This window comes from Clostridium sp. YIM B02506, assembly GCF_022324845.1.
GTDB lineage: Bacteria > Bacillota > Clostridia > Clostridiales > Clostridiaceae > Clostridium_T > Clostridium_T intestinale.
The window spans coordinates 24,656-42,621 of sequence record NZ_JAKGTG010000008.1 but is presented as its reverse complement, the minus strand read 5'-3'; the positions used below and the strand labels follow the sequence as shown (position 1 = coordinate 42,621).

Here is a 17,966-nt window from a genome sequence, read left to right as displayed (position 1 = left end):
AGTTGCTATTTCTATAAGTTAGAGCCAGAAGATATGTTCATACGAGACATATATAATTCTATTATGATTTCTATAATAAATTGAATGGACAACCTAGAGTTAATATCAATTCCTGAAAAAAATCTTTTTTGAGTTTTTCCTAATAGAACAATATCTGATTTTTTAGCTAATTCACTGTCAGGATTGGATGTGATAGCTATTACAGTGCCGGAAGTAGCATTACTTATTTCTACTGCTTTAACAATTGGTTCTGTAGATCCCCCAAAACTTCCAATGATAAACACATCATTTTCAGTCATTTGAGAAGCTATTTGATAGACAAGAGGTGGATCAAAGTAGAACATGCAGTGTCTATTTAGAGATATTAGTATATTATACAGATATTCTAGCGACATCTGAGTGAGACCTCTTCCGAATATATGAATATTTTTATTGCTACATAAACAATCAACTATAAAATTTAAATCAGCTAAATTTAAAAATGACATTGTTTCTTTTAACTCAATGAGGCGGTTAGAAAGAATTCCATTAAGCCCTATAGAATAATCAGTATCTTTAGATGTAGAATAATATTTTATATTAAATTTTAAATCATTAAACCCATTAAAACCTAGTTTTTTACACAGTCTTAAAATGGTTGCGGTAGATACATAAGTATTTTGAGCAAATTCATTTATGCTCATTTTAGAAATTTTAGATTTGTTGGAAGCAATGTATTGAAGCAAGTCATTTTCATTTGAAGTAAGTTCCTTTAAAATCTTTTTATCAAAGGGTTCAATCATGATTTCTATCTCCTCTCAATATAAAATGTTAAATTTTGATTGATCTAAATGTTTTAAATAGCATTCTATTATCATATCAACGATATAAAAAATGCAAGTTCTATTTTTTACATCTGAATCAAAAAAATTACGCTCTTTTATGAAAGTATAGATAGATATATCTGAAGTTTGAGACAAAGGATTATTTGTAAGAGGAGTAATTGCTACGACGGTTGCATTACTATTCTTAGCAAGTTTAGCAAGTTTTAGAGTAGAGGGATTTGTTCCAGTAGAACTTGCCAAAAGTAAGATGTCATTTTGGGTAAAATTAGTCGCAGCTCTATAGGCTAAGGTATCAGTTTTATATAATATGGTTTGACGACCAACTGCTAAAAGATATCTTTGCATATACTCGAAAGCCATATTAGTTAATCCATAAGAAAATAAATGAATTTTTTTATTGCTTAAAAGATAGTTTACTATAGTATCAAGAGTTTTAGTATCAAGAAGACGGCCAGTATTTTCAATCTCCTCATATAAGGTTTTAAGCACTTTTTTTGTAGGAATAATTGTAGGCTTAAAAGAATTTTTTGAAGATAGATCATTTTTTAAAGTAAACTTTAATTCAGAAAAACCGCTAAGATTAAGTTTTTTACATAAACGTAAAATTGTAGCGGATGAGAAAAAGACCTTTTCACTCAATTCTTGAATACTCATACTAAGTATTTCAGAAGAGTGATTATCAATATATTTAAGAACAGAGAGTTCACTTTGAGTTAAGTTATTTAAAGTATCATTATCGATATAATCTAACAAATTTCGTCAAATCCTTTCCGTAATTTGTTTATAAGTATATCAAAATAAAGTAGATATTTCAAGAAATAGAAGTATTATAGGAGGCTTAATATGTTTTCATTATTTAAAAAAGAAGAAAAAAAATTAGAATTAAAAGCTTATTTATCAGGAAAGGCAATAGGAATAGGTGAAGTACCAGATGAGGTATTTTCATCTAAAATGATGGGAGATGGATTAGCTATAATTCCAACAACGAACGTTGTTAGATCGCCAGGGAATGGCGAAATAACAGTAGTTATGGAAGAGTCTAAACATGCAGTTGGAATTAAATTTCAAAATGGAGCAGAGGCTCTGATACATGTAGGAATAGACACTGTAGCTATGAATGGTGAAGGATTTGAATTATTTGTAAAGCCAGGAGATAAGGTTAAAGAAGGCCAGAGACTTCTTAAATTTGATGAAGAACTAATTAAAGAAAGAGGATTGCTAACTTATACTATGATAGTAATAACTAATTTTTCAGATTATCCGGATATGTTTGTATTAAGTGGAAAAGAGGTGGGAGTAGCAGAAGATGTAGTTATAAAATTTTAATATTAAGTTTCTTAGTTAGCTTTCACTTTGTCATAGAATTAAAAATCAATGATGTATAGTAAGATTGGTTATTATTTTTACAATTAAATGTTATGTGAATGAATATATTCCATAAGTTAAAATATATATTTATACAAGGGGCTGTTGCAAAATGATTAAATTTAATCAGGCGCGATGCTCCTTTTTTGGGTTCGGAATTAAAAACTCCAAATAATAGAGATTATTCATGAATTATTTGGAGTTTTATTAATTTTAAGAAAAACAAAATAAGCCTACTTACTCAAATCCATAATTAGGCAGACTTTTTTAATTTATGAAGATGCTTTTGAGTTCGTTCATTTTGAATTTTTAAATGTAGCTTGTTAATGTTGTACCCAAAACAAAGCAATGTAAATTCAGTCTTAACGCTATTTTTTCCACGTGTTAAAAATCTACTAAATTCATAATCACTTTTTAAAACCCCAAATGCTCCTTCGACCTGAATAGATCTATTCATTCTTAATTTAGTTCCAAACTTAGTTGTAATATTTTCATAAGATAGCCTACGCTTTTCCACAAAAGTTTTCGAAACTTGCATTTTTCTATTTCCTTTTGATTTTGTGCACTTTACTTTGTGATCGCAGTTTTCACAATTTTCACATTCATATACAGTAACTTCTGATCTGTATCCACTTGTGGACTTTCTATGAATAATAGATGTTGGAACTAATTGGTTGCCATTATAACAAGTGTATATATCTGTAACAACATCATATTTCATATTTTCACGCTTACTTATATCTTTTTTAAAGCTTCTTTTTTTCCACTTTTCATATGTCTGTGGTTTTATATATGGTACTTGATTATTTGATTCTAAAAATAGGTAGTTTTCTTCACTTTCATATCCTGAATCTGCAATTACATTCTGATACTTCTGTCCTGTTTTTTCTTGAATATTACGAATCATAGGTATTAATGTTACTATATCATTTCTGTCACTAAATATTCCGATACCGGTCACGTATTCACTTTCAACTCCAATTTGAACATTATATGCAGGTTTCAATTGACCATTTCTCATATGATCATCTTTCATATGCATGAAAGTTGCGTCTGTATCAGTTTTTGAATAGCTATTCCTTTTTAAAAATATGCTTTTACTTAAATTATATTTATCTTGTCTTTCTTTATATTCAGATAGTTGCTCTATCCATTTTTGAAGTGTAGTTTTTTTCTTCCCAATACCGTGAACAAATACTATGTTTCTTTCTTCTTTCTCAGATAAAAGCCATTGAAGAACTGTATCTATATCGTCTATCAAAGTTTCTTTTGTAACAGTAAATTCTTTCTGTTCTTCACGGTTAATAGAGTCTAAAAGAAGCAATATCTTATCAAACATTCTACCTTCATTTTTTAAAATAGACTTCTTCCAAACAAAGGTGTATCGATTCGCATTCGCCTCTATTTTAGTTCCATCTATAAATACATTCTCAAATAATATTTCTTTTTGCTCTGCTAAATATTTAACTTGCTGATAAAATAAATCTTCAATAATATCATTTGAAAGATATTCTTTACGGAATCTACTAATTGTAGAGTGATCTGGTGCCTTGCAAGATTGAAGTAGCCACCTAAAATTTATATCTCTTCGACAAGCTTTTTCTATCTTTCTACTTGAATAAATATTTTGAGAATATGCATAGGTTATTATTTTGAACATGATTTTAGGTTCCACTGCCGGTTTTCTTCCAACGGAAGAGTACGCCTTATACAACTTTTTATAATTTAATCCCTCCAATACATGACTTAGCAAGCGGACAGAATCATCTTCTGGTATTAAGTTTTCTAAATTTAATGGTAATATAAGTTGAAAATTATCATTAAACTCATTATAATTTTTATTGTATGATTTGTTTTTTTTGCATGAATTAATTATACAATCAATGTGAGTTCTTTGGAACTCACATTTTTTTGTATAAAAAATGGACTGTTGCAAAACTTAATTTAGTTTTGCAACAGCCCTTTGTAGTTTGATGTTAATAGGACTCTATAGATTGCTGATATCTAAAAAAGTTATCAGGATCATATTTGCTTTTTACTTCTCTAAGCTTACAATAATTTTTGCCCCAATATTCATAACCATAGTCTTTTAATTCTGAATAAGGAAAATTGACATATGAGCCTCGAGTTAAAGGTTCTACATAGTTAAATACCTGATTAACCCAATTTACATAAAGTCCTTCTCTAATATCTTTTTCCCACTCAGCTGTAATTCCTAAAATATAGGATGAATTTCTGTAAAAATATGCAGTGGAATCTATAGGAACTTTTTTTACAGCGCCACCTAAACTATATAACCTAATATTACAAATAGCACCTTCAGGACTATTATCAATATAATCGATTAATCTATTTATATTTTCTTTAGATAGAGGTCTATATACAAACCTTCCAGTTGCCTTAAAACTATTAGGAGGTCCATAAAAAGATCCAATATCTTTTACAGCATTAATGAAAGGTACATATTTAATTGACGATTCTTCTAATAAATTAGGAATCATAAGAAAGTCTTTTAAAATTTCTTCAGCCTCATATTCGTATCCATAAAAAAATGCATTTAGATAAATTCCTTCTTTATTAAGACCAGCAAAACAGCTAATTCTATCATCAGCAGTTTTTAACCACTTTTGCCATAGCTCTATAAATTCGCTTCTAGATGTGTTGTCCCACCTAAGTTGAATAACAGTTACTTTGCTAACTTTATATACTTTAAAAGTATAACTTGTAGCAACCCCAAAGTTACCAGCTCCAGCACCATTAGAAGCCCAGAATAAATCAGAATTAATCTTTTTATCTGCTCTAATTGAATTTCCTTTACTATTTATTAAATCTAAAGATAATAAATTGTCAGAAGTTAATCCAAAAAGTCTTGAAGATAAACCTATACCTCCTCCTAAAACTAAGCCAGAGATACCTACTGTTGGACAGGTACCTCCTGCAAAACCATAACCTTCCTTAGCAAGAGTGGAGTATACCTTCCATAATCTTGTACCTGCTTGAATTTTTGCAATATCTTTTGTAGTATCTATATAAACATTGTTCATATAAGTTGTATCTATCACTAGTACAGCATTAGCTGTAGAGTAACCCTCATAATTATGCCCGCCAGTACGAATTCGCAGCTCAACCTTATTTTTTCTACACCATTTAATTGCATTAGAAATATCAAAGTCATTGTAGCAATATACAAGAGCAATTGGAAATTTATTAATAGCTCTATTATAAACAAGCCTTAAGAAAGGATATTCTTTATCGTAAGGAGTTACAACTTTTCCTGTTAATTTACTAAAGTCCATATTATCACCCTTTTTAAAAATAATTGGTAATATATTAATATGACATTACTTCCAATAAATCTACACACTTCTACACTGTAGGAGCGTTCTCCAGCTCCATTAAATTCCTTTTAACCTCTATCCTGTAGAAGCCGTTTCTCAGGCTTCATCAAATCCTTTTAACTTCTATCCTGTAGGAGCGTTCCTCAGCTCCATTAGATTCCTTTTAGCTAACTAAATGATTAGGCTGGCGCTGAAAGACACGCACATCTGCTCTGTAGAGACTTCTTCCCAAGTCTCATCAAATTCTTGAATTCTTCTTTTCTTGAATTCTTCTTTTCTTGAATTCTTCTTTTCTCTATAAAAATACAGGCGGCTCTTACAAGCCGCTGTATTTTTATTGCATTTGTTCTAACATGTTAGTCATTTTGTGAACCATAGGAGGAGCATCCATCTGAGGAGAAAATATTTCAACTAAGCATAATTTATTGCTACATTCTTTCTCAACCTGCTTTATGGTATCGTCTAGTTCTTTATTGGTATAAACCTTAGCTGAGAAAAAGTTTCCTCCGAATGCTTCTATGAGTTTTGAGAAATCCCAAGAGGGTATATCATTATAATGAGCCTTATATTCACCTATATTAAGATATTTTTCAATTGTATATTCTTTATTATTAATTAGAAATATTATAGGTTTGCAGTTATTTATAAGCATAGAGCTTAGTTCTTGAGCTGTCATTTGTGCAGAACCATCTCCAGCAAATAAAATTAAACGTCTATTTTTATCAGCTATGCAGGCACCAAAAGCTGCAGGTACTCCATAACCTATACTTCCCCAACCGCCCTGGGTTATATAAGTAACATCTTTAGGCAATCTTATTTGTGAAATACCGTATTGTAAGGTACCGGCATCAGCAACTACTATATCTCCAGCTTTAAGCATTTCCTGAAATCTAGTATAATAATATTCTGATGAAACAGTTTCATTTAAAGAAGGAATATTTTTATTATAAGGGAAAGAAACAGAATTAAAGAAAGTTACTTTCTTATTAATTCTTAAAGTGAATTCTTTAAGTAAATCCTCCATGAGTATATTTTCATAAACAGTCATTCCAACTTTTACATAAGAGGGTTGAATTTCAATAATATTCACAGGATTTAATTTAGCAGTAAAAGAACCAGTATTATAATCAGACCACATTGTACCTATGGATAAAAGGCAATCAGAGGATTCAACCATATTTTGTACTTGTTTATCTCCAAGTGAACCAGCATATAAACCAATGAAATTGTTGTGACTCTCGTCAAAAGAACCTTTACCCATCATCATAGTAGCTACAGGTATATTTAAATTTTTAACTATTTTCTGAACGTAATCTTTCAAGTTATATCTCAATACGTGTATTCCTGAGATTAGAAGAGGATTTTGAGCTTTATTAATTATTTCATTTATATGGGTTATTGCAGATTCTAAATTTTTTATGTCGGTCTGACTTTGTTGAATATATGAATCTCTATTTATAATAGGTTTATCCACAAAATCTGTAGCTATTAATAAATATACAGGTTTTTTAGTAGATTTAGCTTTTTCAATAGCAGTTGGAATTTCTAATTTAGCATTTTCAGCAGTTATTATTACAGAGTATTCAGTTATCTGTTCATAAATTTTCTTAAAAACATCAAAGTTTCCATCTAATAAGGTATGATGCATTTGTTTATGTTCTTTTTGCATCATACTTTTAGGAGCTCCTACAATATGAATTACTGGTACGTATTCTGAATATGATCCTGCTATAGCGTTACAAGCACTTAATTCTCCAACTCCAAAAGTAGTTATAAGAGCACTTATCCCTTTAACTCTTCCGTAAGCATCTGCAGCATAACCTGCATTGAGTTCATTACGACAATCTATAAATTTTATAGTTGAATATTTTTCTAAAGTATTTAAAAGAGTAAAATTATAATCCCCTGGTACACCAAATATTTCAGTTATCCCCTCTTTGCTTAAACAATCAAATAAGTATTCTCCAATGCTTTTCATTTTAATCCTCCTAGTAAAATATAGTTTAACTTATTTTAAACATAGATGATTACTGATATTCATCTAAAATTAATTGAATATATATCAGAAATTTGATATATTAATAAGAAGTTTAACGGGATGGTGAATTTAATGGTTACAATTAAGGATATAGCTAAGATAGCAGGTGTAAGTCCAACAACAGTTGGAAATGTGTTACATGGAAGAACTAAAAAAGTATCTCCTGAGACTTTAGATAAAGTTAATAAAGTAATAAATGATACAAAGTATGTAGCTAATATGGGGGCAAAAGTATTAACTAATTCTGGATCTAGAATAATCGGAGTTATTATGAACTATTCTAGAAGAGAGGATATAAATGCTATTAAAGACCCTTTTTATGGAGAAATAATAGGAGCTTTAGAAAAAGAAATAAGAGAAAAGGGGTATTTTATGATGCTTTATACCTCAGCAGATGTGGAAGAAAGCCTAAAAATGGCCTCAGCCTGGAATATTGAAGGGTTAGTTGTATTAGGTTGTTCATGGGAAGACTGCGTTAAATTTAAAGAAAACACAACCATACCAGTAGTTTCTATAGATTCTTATTTTAGTGGAGTAGAAGAGAAGGACATGGAATACATAAATGTAGGACTACAGGATTTTTTTGGAGCATATGAAATGACTAATTATCTAATTAGTGAAGGGCACAGAAAAATTGCTTTTTTAGCAGATGAAAAATATCCTGTTGGCGTTGATAAAGAGAGATTTGAAGGATATAAAAAAGCTCTCAGAGAAAATAATATAGAATTTCATAACAGCTATTATATACCATTAAGTTATAAGAAAAATATAAGGCATTTAGAATTAAAGAATTTTGGTGGAGAGAAATTAAATGAATTTACAGCTCTATTTTTTGCATCTGATTTTTATGCAGTTGACGCTATGAATATTTTTCAAGACAACAATATAAAAGTTCCAGAAGATATATCTATTGTAGGGTTTGATAACAATATATTTTCAGAACAATGCAGGCCGAAACTTACAACGGTAGAGCAGAAGGTTTCTGAGAAAGCCTTATATGCTGTAAAGCAGTTAATGTTTTTAATAAAAAAAGAACCCTTAGAGAAAAAAAACATACATCTTCCTGTAAAATTAGTTATACGTGATAGTGTGAAAAATTTAAAAGGAAATAATTAGAGGTTAAATTGGATTTAACCTCTAATTATTTTTTCAACAGGTGTTTGGAAACACCTATTGAAAAATAAGGGCTTATTTGATAGTATAAAGGTGAGGTGTTTCGTGACACTAACATGGTATAGATGGGAGAGAGAGTTATGAATAAATCACAAGAAGATAAGTCTTGGTGGAAAAATGCAGTTATATATCAAATCTATCCGAGAAGTTTTCAAGACAGCAATAATGATGGAATTGGAGATTTAAAAGGAATTATAAGCCGATTAGATTACTTGGAGAACTTAGGAATAGATGCTATATGGCTTTCACCAGTGTGTAAATCTCCACAAGATGATAATGGTTATGATATTTCTGATTATAAGGATATTGATCTTATATTTGGAAGTCTAGAGGATATGGACAAACTAATTGAGGAAGCAAAAAAACATAATATAGGAATTATATTAGATTTGGTGATTAATCATTCCTCAGATGAACATAAGTGGTTCATTGAGGCTAAAAAGAGCAGAGAAAATCCATATCATGACTATTATGTATGGAGAGATGGGGAAGAAGGTATCCCTCCAAATGACATGAAGGGCGTATTTGGAGGGTCAACTTGGGAATGGGTACCTACGGTTCAACAGTATTATTTTCATCAATTTTCAGTTAAGCAGCCAGATCTTAATTGGGAGAATTCCAAGGTTAGAAAAGAAATTTATGACATGATTAATTGGTGGATTGATAAAGGGATAAAGGGGTTTAGACTAGATGTTATTGACCAGATTGCAAAGGAGCCTGATTTAAAGATAACTAATAATGGACCTAAATTACATGATTATATTCAAGAGATGAGCAGAGAAACCTTCCAAAAAGCTGATTTAATTACTGTAGGAGAAGCTTGGGGAGCAACTCCAGAGCTGGCTAAGTTATATAGCAATCCAGATGGCAGTGAGTTTTCCATGGTATTTCAATTCGAACACATTGGACTAGATCAAGAAACAGGAAAGGAAAAATGGGATTTAGCTCCTTTAGATTTTATCAAGCTAAAGAAAATACTTTCTAAATGGCAGGAGGAATTATTTAATACAGGATGGAACAGTTTGTTTTGGAATAATCATGATCTTCCACGCATAGTGTCTAGATGGGGAGACCACAAGAATTATCCAGTGGAATCTGCAAAAATGCTTGCAACTGTTCTTCATGGTATGCAGGGAACTCCTTATATTTATCAAGGGGAGGAGCTTGGAATGACTAATGTTGAGTTTAAACTTGAAGATTATAAGGATATTGAAACCTTAAATATGTATAAAGAACGTTTAGAAAATGGGTATGATGTAGAAGATATTATGAAATCTATTTATGCTAAAGGCAGGGATAATGCAAGAACTCCAATGCAATGGAGTAAAGAGAAAAATGCAGGTTTTACTAAAGATGAACCTTGGATAAAAGTTAATCCAAATTATGAGAGCATTAATGCAGAAGAGCAATTAGGAGATAAAAATTCAATTTTTAATTATTATAAGAAGTTAATCAAACTTAGAAAGAGCTATGATGTATTTGTAGATGGAAAATATGAACTTCTATTTAAAGAAGATAGAAATATATTTGCTTATACCCGTACTTCAACAGATACTACCTTATTAGTGATATGTAATTTTTATGGAGATACTATAGGACTTGAAATACCAGTGGAATATAGAAGGCATAAGGAGCTATTAATTAGTAATTACACAGAAAATAATGAAGATAAATTGCTTCCTTATGAAGCAAGAATCTACTTAATAAAAAACTAAATTTGAAGAAGCAGAGGTCTTTAGATCAACATTTTGATGTTATTTATAAACTACAAGAGACTATAAAGTCTCTTGTAGTTTATTACTTGAGCATAGTTCTTTGAAATAAATCTAAGGTTAAAATTCTGAAAGCCTTACACCCATATCAAAGGCTTTTTTGCAGTCTAAAGGAAACTGTTCATCTCTTATTTTAGCTTTATGAACTTCATTAAATTTAGTGGCTTCATATTTAGAATAAGCCTCAAATTGATAGGTATCTGCAGAAACTAAATATTCTGACTCCCCATTAAGAATTTGAAGACTTCCCTTATATCTATTAAATAAAACATCATAATCTATTTTTTCTATAAAATCTTTTGGAACATTCATAGTATAAATAAATCCAGACGATATTGTTTTAGGGAATACTGATCGTGAACCCTCATTATAGGAAAGGTTAGAAAATAATAAACGCTCTAAAAAGGACTGCATTTCTCCAGTAATATTGCCAAAGTATATAGGAGAACCTAAAATTAAGGCATCACATTTAGAAACTTTTTCTAAAACCTCAGTTAAATCATCTTTTATAGCACATCTAGCTATAAATTTTGTATTTTTTCTTTTACAAGCAAAACAGCTAATACAACCTTTAAAATTTAAATCATATAAATGTATTAATTCTGTTTGGGCACCTACAGAACTTGCTCCTTCTAAGGCTTTGTTTAATAAAGTAGCTGTGTTTTTAGTTTTTCTTGGGCTACCATTAATAGCAAGAATTTTCATGTTTAAAATCAACTCCTCAAAAATATAGTTTAACTTTAACACAATTATATCAAAAGTAAGAAAAGGATGGTATTAAGTTTATATACCATCCTTAAGAACATTTATATTTCTTCTAGAGCAGTTTTAGCTATAAGAATATCTTCTTCAACACTTCCACCACTAACCCCTATAGCACCAACTATATGTTCACCTATAATAATGGGAATTCCTCCACCTACTGCAGTGATATTTTTTATGTTTTCTAAAGTATAGAGAGGCTTTCCAGGTAATATAAGTTCTGATAGATTTTCAGTTGACATTTTTGTTGCAACGGAAGTATATGCTTTATTTAGAGATAAAGAAACACTTATTAAAAGAGCATCATCCATTTTATGTTGAGCAATTAAATTTCCACCCTCGTCAACTATAGCAATAACTACAGGAATATTTATTTCTTTAGCTTTATTTTCAGCTTTATCTAATAATTTTTTGGCTATATCTAAGGTAAGTTTATTTGGTTTTAATGAACTAACTAAGTCTGAGGTTATTTTTTTTACCATATCTTCATTAATCATTTAAATAACTCCTATATTAAATAAATTTTATCTACCATAAAGCTATTATATAATTTGCATTATTTTTATACTGGTAAATTAGAAATTTATAATTTGTAAAATTAAGACCAAGACTTAAATTTACCTAATTTTAGTTACAATAGTGTTATTAATGTTTTTAGTAGATGTGTTACCATATTAATTATCAGATATTGTAAACTAGGGGGATAATCATGAGATTAAAAGATATTGAATTAAATAAAGCTGATTTAATGAGAATAATACAAGAAACTGTTCCAGGCAAACAAATAACTATGGCTCATGTGATAGCAAGTCCTGATTCTATAATATACAAAAAGCTTGGATTAGATCCTAAGATTGATTATAATAGGGCAGCGATAGGTATATTAACAGTTACTCCAAGTGAAACTGCTATTATTGCAGCAGATATTGCAATTAAAACTTCTGCTATAGATATTGGCTTTATTGATAGATTTAGTGGAACTTTAATTATCACAGGAATGATATCGGATGTGTCTATTGCTTTAGAATCTATTTTAAGTTATGCACAAAATACTTTAGGTTTTGATGTTTGCAATGTAACTAAAGCGTAGGTGGTAAAATGAAAAAAATTATGTTTGTAGGAAGAACTGGAGCTGGTAAAACTACATTAACCCAAGCTTTGAAGGGAAAAGAAATAAGCTATCACAAAACCCAGTATATTAATAACTTTGATGTTATTATAGATACCCCAGGAGAATATGCAGAAAATAGAACTTTAGCTAGGGCGTTAATATTATATTCATATGAGGCTGATATTGTAGGACTTCTTATGAGTTCTCTTGAAGAATATTCTTTATATAGTCCTAATATAGCTGCTGGCGCAACTAGAGAGATTATTGGAATTGTAACACAAATTGATAAAAAGGATTCTAGACCAGATTTAGCAGAGGAATGGTTAAAACTTGCAGGCTGTAAAAAGATTTTTCATATAAGTTCCTACACAGGAGATGGAATAGCTAATCTAATAGACTATTTAAAGGAAGAAGGAGATATACTTCCTTGGGATAAAAAGTTTTAAATTTACAATGAAAAGGTTTAAATTTTACAAACTTTGAATAAGGAGGGGAAAATGAGAAAAATTTTGATGTTGGCAGGTGATTATACAGAAGATTATGAGGTTATGGTACCTTTTCAAGCATTAGAGATGGTGGGATTTAAAGTAGATGTGGTATGTCCAGATAAAACCGAAGGAGAATATATTAAAACTGCGGTTCATGACTTTGAAGGGGATCAGACTTATAGTGAAAAGCCTGGTCATAACTTTTTACTTAATTGTTCTTTTAGTTATTTAAAACTTGAAGAGTACGATGGTCTTTATATAACAGGAGGACGGGCACCTGAGTACTTAAGGCTTAATAAAAGAGTTATAGATATAGTAAGATATTTTATGGAACTAAATAAGCCTGTAGCTGCTATTTGTCATGGAATTCAGATTTTAACAGCAGCTGATGTTGTAAAGGGAAGAAGATTAACTGCATATAATGCAATAAAACCAGAAGTTATAATGGCTGGTGGTGTGTTTATAGATAAGAATGCAGATGAAACAATTGTAGATGGGAACTTGGTAACAGCTCCAGCATGGCCTGGTAATACTGCTATATTAAGAGATTTTCTTAAGCTTTTAGAGGTTAAAATAAAATTATAATTTTGATAGTTTTTAAGCATGAAAGTAATTTATATTAAGTTACTTTTGTGCTTTTTTTAATTTTTACATAGTTTTAATTTTACAATATTTAAGTTTGAAAAGTATTACATGGATTTTGAGCGTGTACTATATAATGAGGTTGCACGAAAAAAGTTTTTATAATTCTAAAGGAGGAATTAAATTGATATCTAAAGGATTTTCAAAACCAACTGAAAGAGTAGAAAGATTAAAAAGAATGATTGTTGATGCAACACCATATGTAGAATCAGAAAGAGCGGTGCTTGTAACAGAGTCATATAAAGAAACTGAAGGTTTATCTCCTATATTAAGACGTGCTAAAGCTGTAGAAAAAATATTCAACAATTTACCTGTTACTATTCGTCCAGATGAGTTAGTAGTAGGTGCTATTACTAAAAATCCACGTTCAACTGAAATATGCCCAGAATTCTCATATGAGTGGGTGGCTAAAGAATTTGATACAATGGCTACAAGAGTTGCAGACCCATTTGAGATTCCAAAGGAAACTGCTAGAGAGTTAGAAGAAGCATTTAGCTATTGGGAAGGAAAGACTACAAGTGCTCTTGCAGATTCTTATATGTCTCAAGAAGCTAAAGATTGTATGTCTAACGGAGTATTTACTGTAGGAAACTATTTCTATGGTGGAGTAGGTCATATATGTGTTGATTATGGCAAGATATTAAAGAAAGGTTTTAGAGGAATTATTGCTGAAGTAGTTGAAGCAATGAATAGAATGGATAAAAAAGATCCTGACTATATAAAGAAACAACAATTCTATAATGCAGTGATTATTTCTTATAATGCAGCAATTAACTTTGCTCATAGATATGCAAATAAAGCTAGAGAATTAGCAGCAGTAGAATTAAACCCAACTAGAAAAGCTGAGCTTTTACAAATAGCTGCTAACTGTGATAAAGTTCCTGAAAACGGTTCAAGTAATTTCTATGAAGCGTGTCAATCTTTCTGGTTTATTCAAATAATGGTTCAAATAGAGTCTAACGGACATTCAATTTCACCAGGACGTTTTGACCAATACATGTATCCATACTTAAAAGCTGATAAAGGAATTTCAAAAGAGTTTGCTCAAGAACTAGTTGACTGTATTTGGATAAAACTTAATGACATAAATAAAACTCGTGATGAAATATCAGCTCAAGCATTTGCAGGATATGCAGTGTTCCAAAATCTTTGTGTTGGTGGACAAAATGAAGAAGGATTAGATGCTACAAATGAAGTTTCTTATATGTGTATGGAAGCAACTGCACATGTTAAGTTACCAGCACCATCTTTCTCTATCCGTGTATGGCAAGGTACTCCAGATGAGTTCTTATTAAGAGCTTGTGAAGTAGCTAGATTAGGTTTAGGGGTTCCAGCTATGTACAATGATGAAGTTATTATACCTTCATTAGTAAATAGAGGAGTTTCTCTTAGAGATGCACGTAACTACTGTATTATAGGTTGTGTTGAGCCTCAATGTCCAAATAAGACAGAAGGTTGGCATGATGCAGCATTCTTTAACGTAGCAAAAGTATTAGAAATTACATTGAATAACGGTAAGGTAGGAAATAAGCAATTAGGCCCTGCTACTGGAGAGATGACAAGATTTAAGAGTATAGATGATTTCTATGTGGCATTTAAGAAACAAATGGAATATTTCGTTTATTACCTAGTAGAAGCAGATAACTGTGTTGATTATGCTCATGCAGAAAGAGCACCACTTCCATTCTTATCAGCTATGGTTGATGATTGTATAGGAAGAGGTAAATCAGTTCAAGAAGGTGGAGCAATCTACAACTTTACTGGTCCTCAAGCATTTGGAGTTGCTGATACTGGAGACTCTGTATATGCAATACAAAAACATGTATTTGAAGACAATACTATAACAATGGAACAACTTAAAACCGCATTAGATGCTAACTTTGGTGCTTGTGAAGAAACTGTTGCATGTACAAGTACTAGCACTATGGATGCTACTGAAATGCAAATATATGAAGCAGTTAAGAAGATTTTAAGTAATGCTGGGTCTATAGATTTAGCTGATATCCAAAATCAAGTTATTTCTGGATTTAAAGCATCTCAATCTCAAGTTTCAGGAGATTTTGAAAGTATAAGAAGACTTTTAGATAATACTCCTTCTTTTGGAAATGATATAGATGAAGTTGATATGGTTGCACGTAAATGTGCTCAATTATATTGCTTTGAAGTAGAAAAATACACAAATCCTCGTGGAGGTCAATTCCAAGCAGGAATCTACCCAGTATCTGCAAACGTATTGTTTGGTAAAGATGTTGCAGCATTACCTAATGGAAGACCAGCGAAGAAACCACTTGCAGATGGTGTATCACCAAGATCAGGAAAAGACCATTCAGGTCCAACAGCAGCAGCAAATTCAGTTGCTAAATTAGACCACTTCGTAGCTTCTAATGGTACTCTTTATAATCAAAAATTCTTACCATCAGCAGTTGCTGGAGATACAGGATTACAAAACTTCTCATCTGTAGTAAGAAGTTACTTTGATCATAAAGGTATGCATGTTCAATTTAATGTTATAGACAAGCAAACATTATTAGCAGCTCAAAAAGATCCACAAAAATATAAAGATCTAGTTGTTCGTGTTGCTGGATATAGTGCTCAATTCGTAGTACTAGCAAAAGAAGTACAAGATGATATTATAAGCCGTACAGAACACACACTATAATCTTAAAAATCCCTTGTAAGTTTTATAAGGTTAAGGGAGATGAGCATAATGAATACGATTAATTATAGAACTGAAGGAACTGTGTTTGATATACAAAGATTTTCAATACATGATGGACCAGGTATTCGTACCATAGTGTTTTTGAAGGGGTGCCCTCTATCATGTTTATGGTGCAGTAATCCTGAGTCGCAAAAATTAAAACCCGTTTTAATGTATCAATCAATGAATTGTATTCATTGCGGAAGATGTATTTCGGCATGTAAGATAGGCGCTATAAATGCTAATAACAAGAACTTTATAGATAGAGATATTTGTACAGCTTGTGGTGAATGTGTAAATGTATGTCCAACAAGTGCTTTAACTTTAAAGGGTAAAAAGATGACTGTAGAGCAGGTTATAAAAGAGCTTAAGAAAGACGCTATAGTATATAGACGTTCAGGAGGCGGAATTACCTTATCTGGAGGAGAACCTTTAGTTCAGTCAGAATTTGCTAGAGAATTATTAAAAGCTTGTAAGGCGCAAGGATGGCATACAGCTATAGAAACTACAGCTTATGCAAATACAGAAACTATTGAAGAAGTATTTCCTTATATTGATTTAGCGCTAATGGATATAAAAAGTGTAGATAGCGAAATGCATAAAAAATATACAGGAGTTCCAAATGAAAAGATTCTAGAAAATGCTAAACTGGTTTCTAAAATAACCAAAATGGTAGTTAGAGTACCTTTAGTACCTGATTTTAACTCAAGTGAGAAGGATATTTTAGAACTTTGTGACTATGTTAAAACACTTAATGATATTAATACAGTTCATTTATTACCATATCACACTTATGGCGAAAATAAGTATGATTTGCTTGGAAGAGATTATCTTATGAAAAAGACAAGAGCTTTTGCTTTAGGTGAAGTTGAAAAACTTCAAAAAATCATAGAAGAGCAAGGAATTAAGTGTGTTATTGGTGGCTAATTATTATATTTTAAGGATGGAGGATTTAAAATGGATCAACAATTGATCGAAAAAGTAATGAAACAGGTTTCTAGTGAATTAGGAATTCCTCTAAAGGAAGAAAAAAGCGAGGTTAAAGAAAGCTGCAAAACTTCTGGAATAGGAGTTACAGAATTTGTAGGTACTGCAATTGGTGACACTATTGGATTAGTTATTGCTAGCGTAGACCCTTTACTTACAGATGTTATGAAATTAGGTAAATATCGTTCTATAGGAATTATAGGTGGTAGAACTGGCGCTGGTCCACAAATAATGGCAGTAGATGATGCTGTAAAGGCTACAAACACAGAAGTGATTTCTGTTGAACTGGCAAGAGATACTAAAGGCGGCGCAGGTCACGGAAGCTTAATCTATATAGGAGCTGATGATGTTTCAGATGCTAGAAGAGCAGTTGAAATAGCACTTGCAAGCTTAGATAAGTATTTTGGAGATGTTTATGCTAACGATGCAGGACATTTAGAATTTCAATATACAGCTAGAGCAAGTTACTGCTTAGAAAAAGCTTTTGGAACTCCACTTGGAAAAGCTTTTGGTATGGTTTGTGCAGGACCAGCTGCTATAGGAACTGTTTTAGCAGATGTTGCTGTTAAGGCTGCAAATGTTGATGTAGTTGGATATTGTTCACCAGGTGGTGGAACTAGTTACTCAAACGAAGTTATATTAACTTTCAGCGGTGATTCTGGAGCTGTTAGACAAGCTGTTAGAGCATCTATAGAAGTTGGTAAGAAACTATTAGGTGCTTTAGGAGATGAACCTAAGTCATCTACAACACCATATATCTAAGAAAAT

General features: G+C 31.2%; 16 protein-coding genes. 9 read left to right on the top strand and 7 right to left on the bottom strand.

Translation table 11 applies throughout. The features are described from left to right. Positions 1 to 11: 11 nt before the first annotated feature. Positions 12 to 782, bottom strand: a complete 771-nt coding sequence (locus L1S49_RS08405; protein WP_238903528.1) for a MurR/RpiR family transcriptional regulator — start codon at positions 780 to 782, stop codon at positions 12 to 14. A gap of 15 nt (positions 783 to 797) precedes the next feature. Beyond that, positions 798 to 1,577: a MurR/RpiR family transcriptional regulator gene (locus tag L1S49_RS08400; RefSeq protein ID WP_238903527.1), complete on the bottom strand. Its 780-nt coding sequence runs from the start codon at positions 1,575 to 1,577 to the stop codon at positions 798 to 800. A 90-nt stretch (positions 1,578 to 1,667) separates the two neighbouring features. Here L1S49_RS08400 and L1S49_RS08395 point away from each other — a divergent pair, with 90 nt between their 5' ends. Continuing rightward, the gene (locus tag L1S49_RS08395) at positions 1,668 to 2,150 is read left to right on the top strand and encodes a PTS glucose transporter subunit IIA (protein ID WP_238903526.1); all 483 of its coding nucleotides are present in this window, start codon (positions 1,668 to 1,670) and stop codon (positions 2,148 to 2,150) included. A gap of 292 nt (positions 2,151 to 2,442) precedes the next feature. On the opposite strand, the gene L1S49_RS08390 is transcribed toward L1S49_RS08395, so the two are convergent. From L1S49_RS08390 to L1S49_RS08380, 3 genes are all read right to left on the bottom strand, one after another. Then, positions 2,443 to 3,993, bottom strand: coding sequence for an IS1182 family transposase (locus L1S49_RS08390; protein WP_238903694.1), 1,551 nt, complete (start codon positions 3,991 to 3,993; stop codon positions 2,443 to 2,445). 172 nt (positions 3,994 to 4,165) lie between these two features. Then, positions 4,166 to 5,485, bottom strand: coding sequence for an FAD-binding oxidoreductase (locus tag L1S49_RS08385; RefSeq protein ID WP_238903525.1), 1,320 nt, complete (start codon positions 5,483 to 5,485; stop codon positions 4,166 to 4,168). A 376-nt stretch (positions 5,486 to 5,861) separates the two neighbouring features. Beyond that, positions 5,862 to 7,505: a thiamine pyrophosphate-binding protein gene (locus tag L1S49_RS08380; protein ID WP_238903524.1), complete on the bottom strand. Its 1,644-nt coding sequence runs from the start codon at positions 7,503 to 7,505 to the stop codon at positions 5,862 to 5,864. A 132-nt stretch (positions 7,506 to 7,637) separates the two neighbouring features. On the opposite strand from L1S49_RS08380, the gene L1S49_RS08375 reads away from it, so the two are divergent. After that, positions 7,638 to 8,681, top strand: coding sequence for a LacI family DNA-binding transcriptional regulator (locus L1S49_RS08375; RefSeq protein WP_238903523.1), 1,044 nt, complete (start codon positions 7,638 to 7,640; stop codon positions 8,679 to 8,681). A 137-nt stretch (positions 8,682 to 8,818) separates the two neighbouring features. Beyond that, on the top strand, positions 8,819 to 10,453 hold the full coding sequence (locus L1S49_RS08370; protein ID WP_238903522.1) for an alpha-glucosidase: 1,635 nt from the start codon (positions 8,819 to 8,821) through the stop codon (positions 10,451 to 10,453). Positions 10,454 to 10,570: 117 nt separating this feature from the next. Here the strand turns inward: L1S49_RS08370 and L1S49_RS08365 are convergent, their stop codons facing one another. Beyond that, complete coding sequence (locus L1S49_RS08365) at positions 10,571 to 11,215, bottom strand: flavodoxin family protein (RefSeq protein WP_238903521.1); 645 nt, start codon at positions 11,213 to 11,215, stop codon at positions 10,571 to 10,573. Positions 11,216 to 11,316: 101 nt separating this feature from the next. Continuing rightward, entirely contained in the window at positions 11,317 to 11,769 is a 453-nt protein-coding gene (locus tag L1S49_RS08360) for a heme-binding protein (RefSeq protein WP_238903520.1), read from the bottom strand. Between the two features lie 212 nt (positions 11,770 to 11,981). Between L1S49_RS08360 and L1S49_RS08355 the strand changes: the two genes are divergently transcribed. The 6 genes from L1S49_RS08355 to pduB all read left to right on the top strand — a co-directional run bounded on the left by L1S49_RS08355 (position 11,982) and on the right by pduB (position 17,960). Then, the gene (locus L1S49_RS08355) at positions 11,982 to 12,362 is read left to right on the top strand and encodes a BMC domain-containing protein (RefSeq protein WP_181601165.1); all 381 of its coding nucleotides are present in this window, start codon (positions 11,982 to 11,984) and stop codon (positions 12,360 to 12,362) included. An 8-nt stretch (positions 12,363 to 12,370) separates the two neighbouring features. After that, on the top strand, positions 12,371 to 12,829 hold the full coding sequence (gene eutP / locus L1S49_RS08350) for a EutP/PduV family microcompartment system protein (RefSeq protein WP_238903519.1): 459 nt from the start codon (positions 12,371 to 12,373) through the stop codon (positions 12,827 to 12,829). Positions 12,830 to 12,880: 51 nt separating this feature from the next. Further along, the gene (locus L1S49_RS08345; protein ID WP_238903517.1) at positions 12,881 to 13,456 is read left to right on the top strand and encodes a DJ-1/PfpI family protein; all 576 of its coding nucleotides are present in this window, start codon (positions 12,881 to 12,883) and stop codon (positions 13,454 to 13,456) included. Between the two features lie 181 nt (positions 13,457 to 13,637). Next, positions 13,638 to 16,172 (top strand): glycyl radical protein, encoded by a 2,535-nt coding sequence (locus L1S49_RS08340; RefSeq protein ID WP_238903515.1) that lies wholly within the window; start codon positions 13,638 to 13,640, stop codon positions 16,170 to 16,172. 45 nt (positions 16,173 to 16,217) lie between these two features. Then, entirely contained in the window at positions 16,218 to 17,138 is a 921-nt protein-coding gene (locus L1S49_RS08335) for a glycyl-radical enzyme activating protein (protein WP_343073974.1), read from the top strand. 30 nt (positions 17,139 to 17,168) lie between these two features. After that, the gene (gene pduB, locus L1S49_RS08330; RefSeq protein ID WP_073018431.1) at positions 17,169 to 17,960 is read left to right on the top strand and encodes a propanediol utilization microcompartment protein PduB; all 792 of its coding nucleotides are present in this window, start codon (positions 17,169 to 17,171) and stop codon (positions 17,958 to 17,960) included. The last annotated feature ends 6 nt before the right edge of the window (positions 17,961 to 17,966 follow it).

Coding starts and splice junctions, on each gene's coding strand:
- L1S49_RS08405 (WP_238903528.1), bottom strand. CDS start 782: ATGATTGAACCCTTTGATAAAAAGATTTTAAAGGAACTTACTTCAAAT.
- L1S49_RS08395 (WP_238903526.1), top strand. CDS start 1,668: ATGTTTTCATTATTTAAAAAAGAAGAAAAAAAATTAGAATTAAAAGCT.
- L1S49_RS08385 (WP_238903525.1), bottom strand. CDS start 5,485: ATGGACTTTAGTAAATTAACAGGAAAAGTTGTAACTCCTTACGATAAA.
- L1S49_RS08380 (WP_238903524.1), bottom strand. CDS start 7,505: ATGAAAAGCATTGGAGAATACTTATTTGATTGTTTAAGCAAAGAGGGG.
- L1S49_RS08375 (WP_238903523.1), top strand. CDS start 7,638: ATGGTTACAATTAAGGATATAGCTAAGATAGCAGGTGTAAGTCCAACA.
- L1S49_RS08370 (WP_238903522.1), top strand. CDS start 8,819: ATGAATAAATCACAAGAAGATAAGTCTTGGTGGAAAAATGCAGTTATA.
- L1S49_RS08365 (WP_238903521.1), bottom strand. CDS start 11,215: ATGAAAATTCTTGCTATTAATGGTAGCCCAAGAAAAACTAAAAACACA.
- L1S49_RS08360 (WP_238903520.1), bottom strand. CDS start 11,769: ATGATTAATGAAGATATGGTAAAAAAAATAACCTCAGACTTAGTTAGT.
- L1S49_RS08355 (WP_181601165.1), top strand. CDS start 11,982: ATGAGATTAAAAGATATTGAATTAAATAAAGCTGATTTAATGAGAATA.
- eutP (WP_238903519.1), top strand. CDS start 12,371: ATGAAAAAAATTATGTTTGTAGGAAGAACTGGAGCTGGTAAAACTACA.
- L1S49_RS08345 (WP_238903517.1), top strand. CDS start 12,881: ATGAGAAAAATTTTGATGTTGGCAGGTGATTATACAGAAGATTATGAG.
- pduB (WP_073018431.1), top strand. CDS start 17,169: ATGGATCAACAATTGATCGAAAAAGTAATGAAACAGGTTTCTAGTGAA.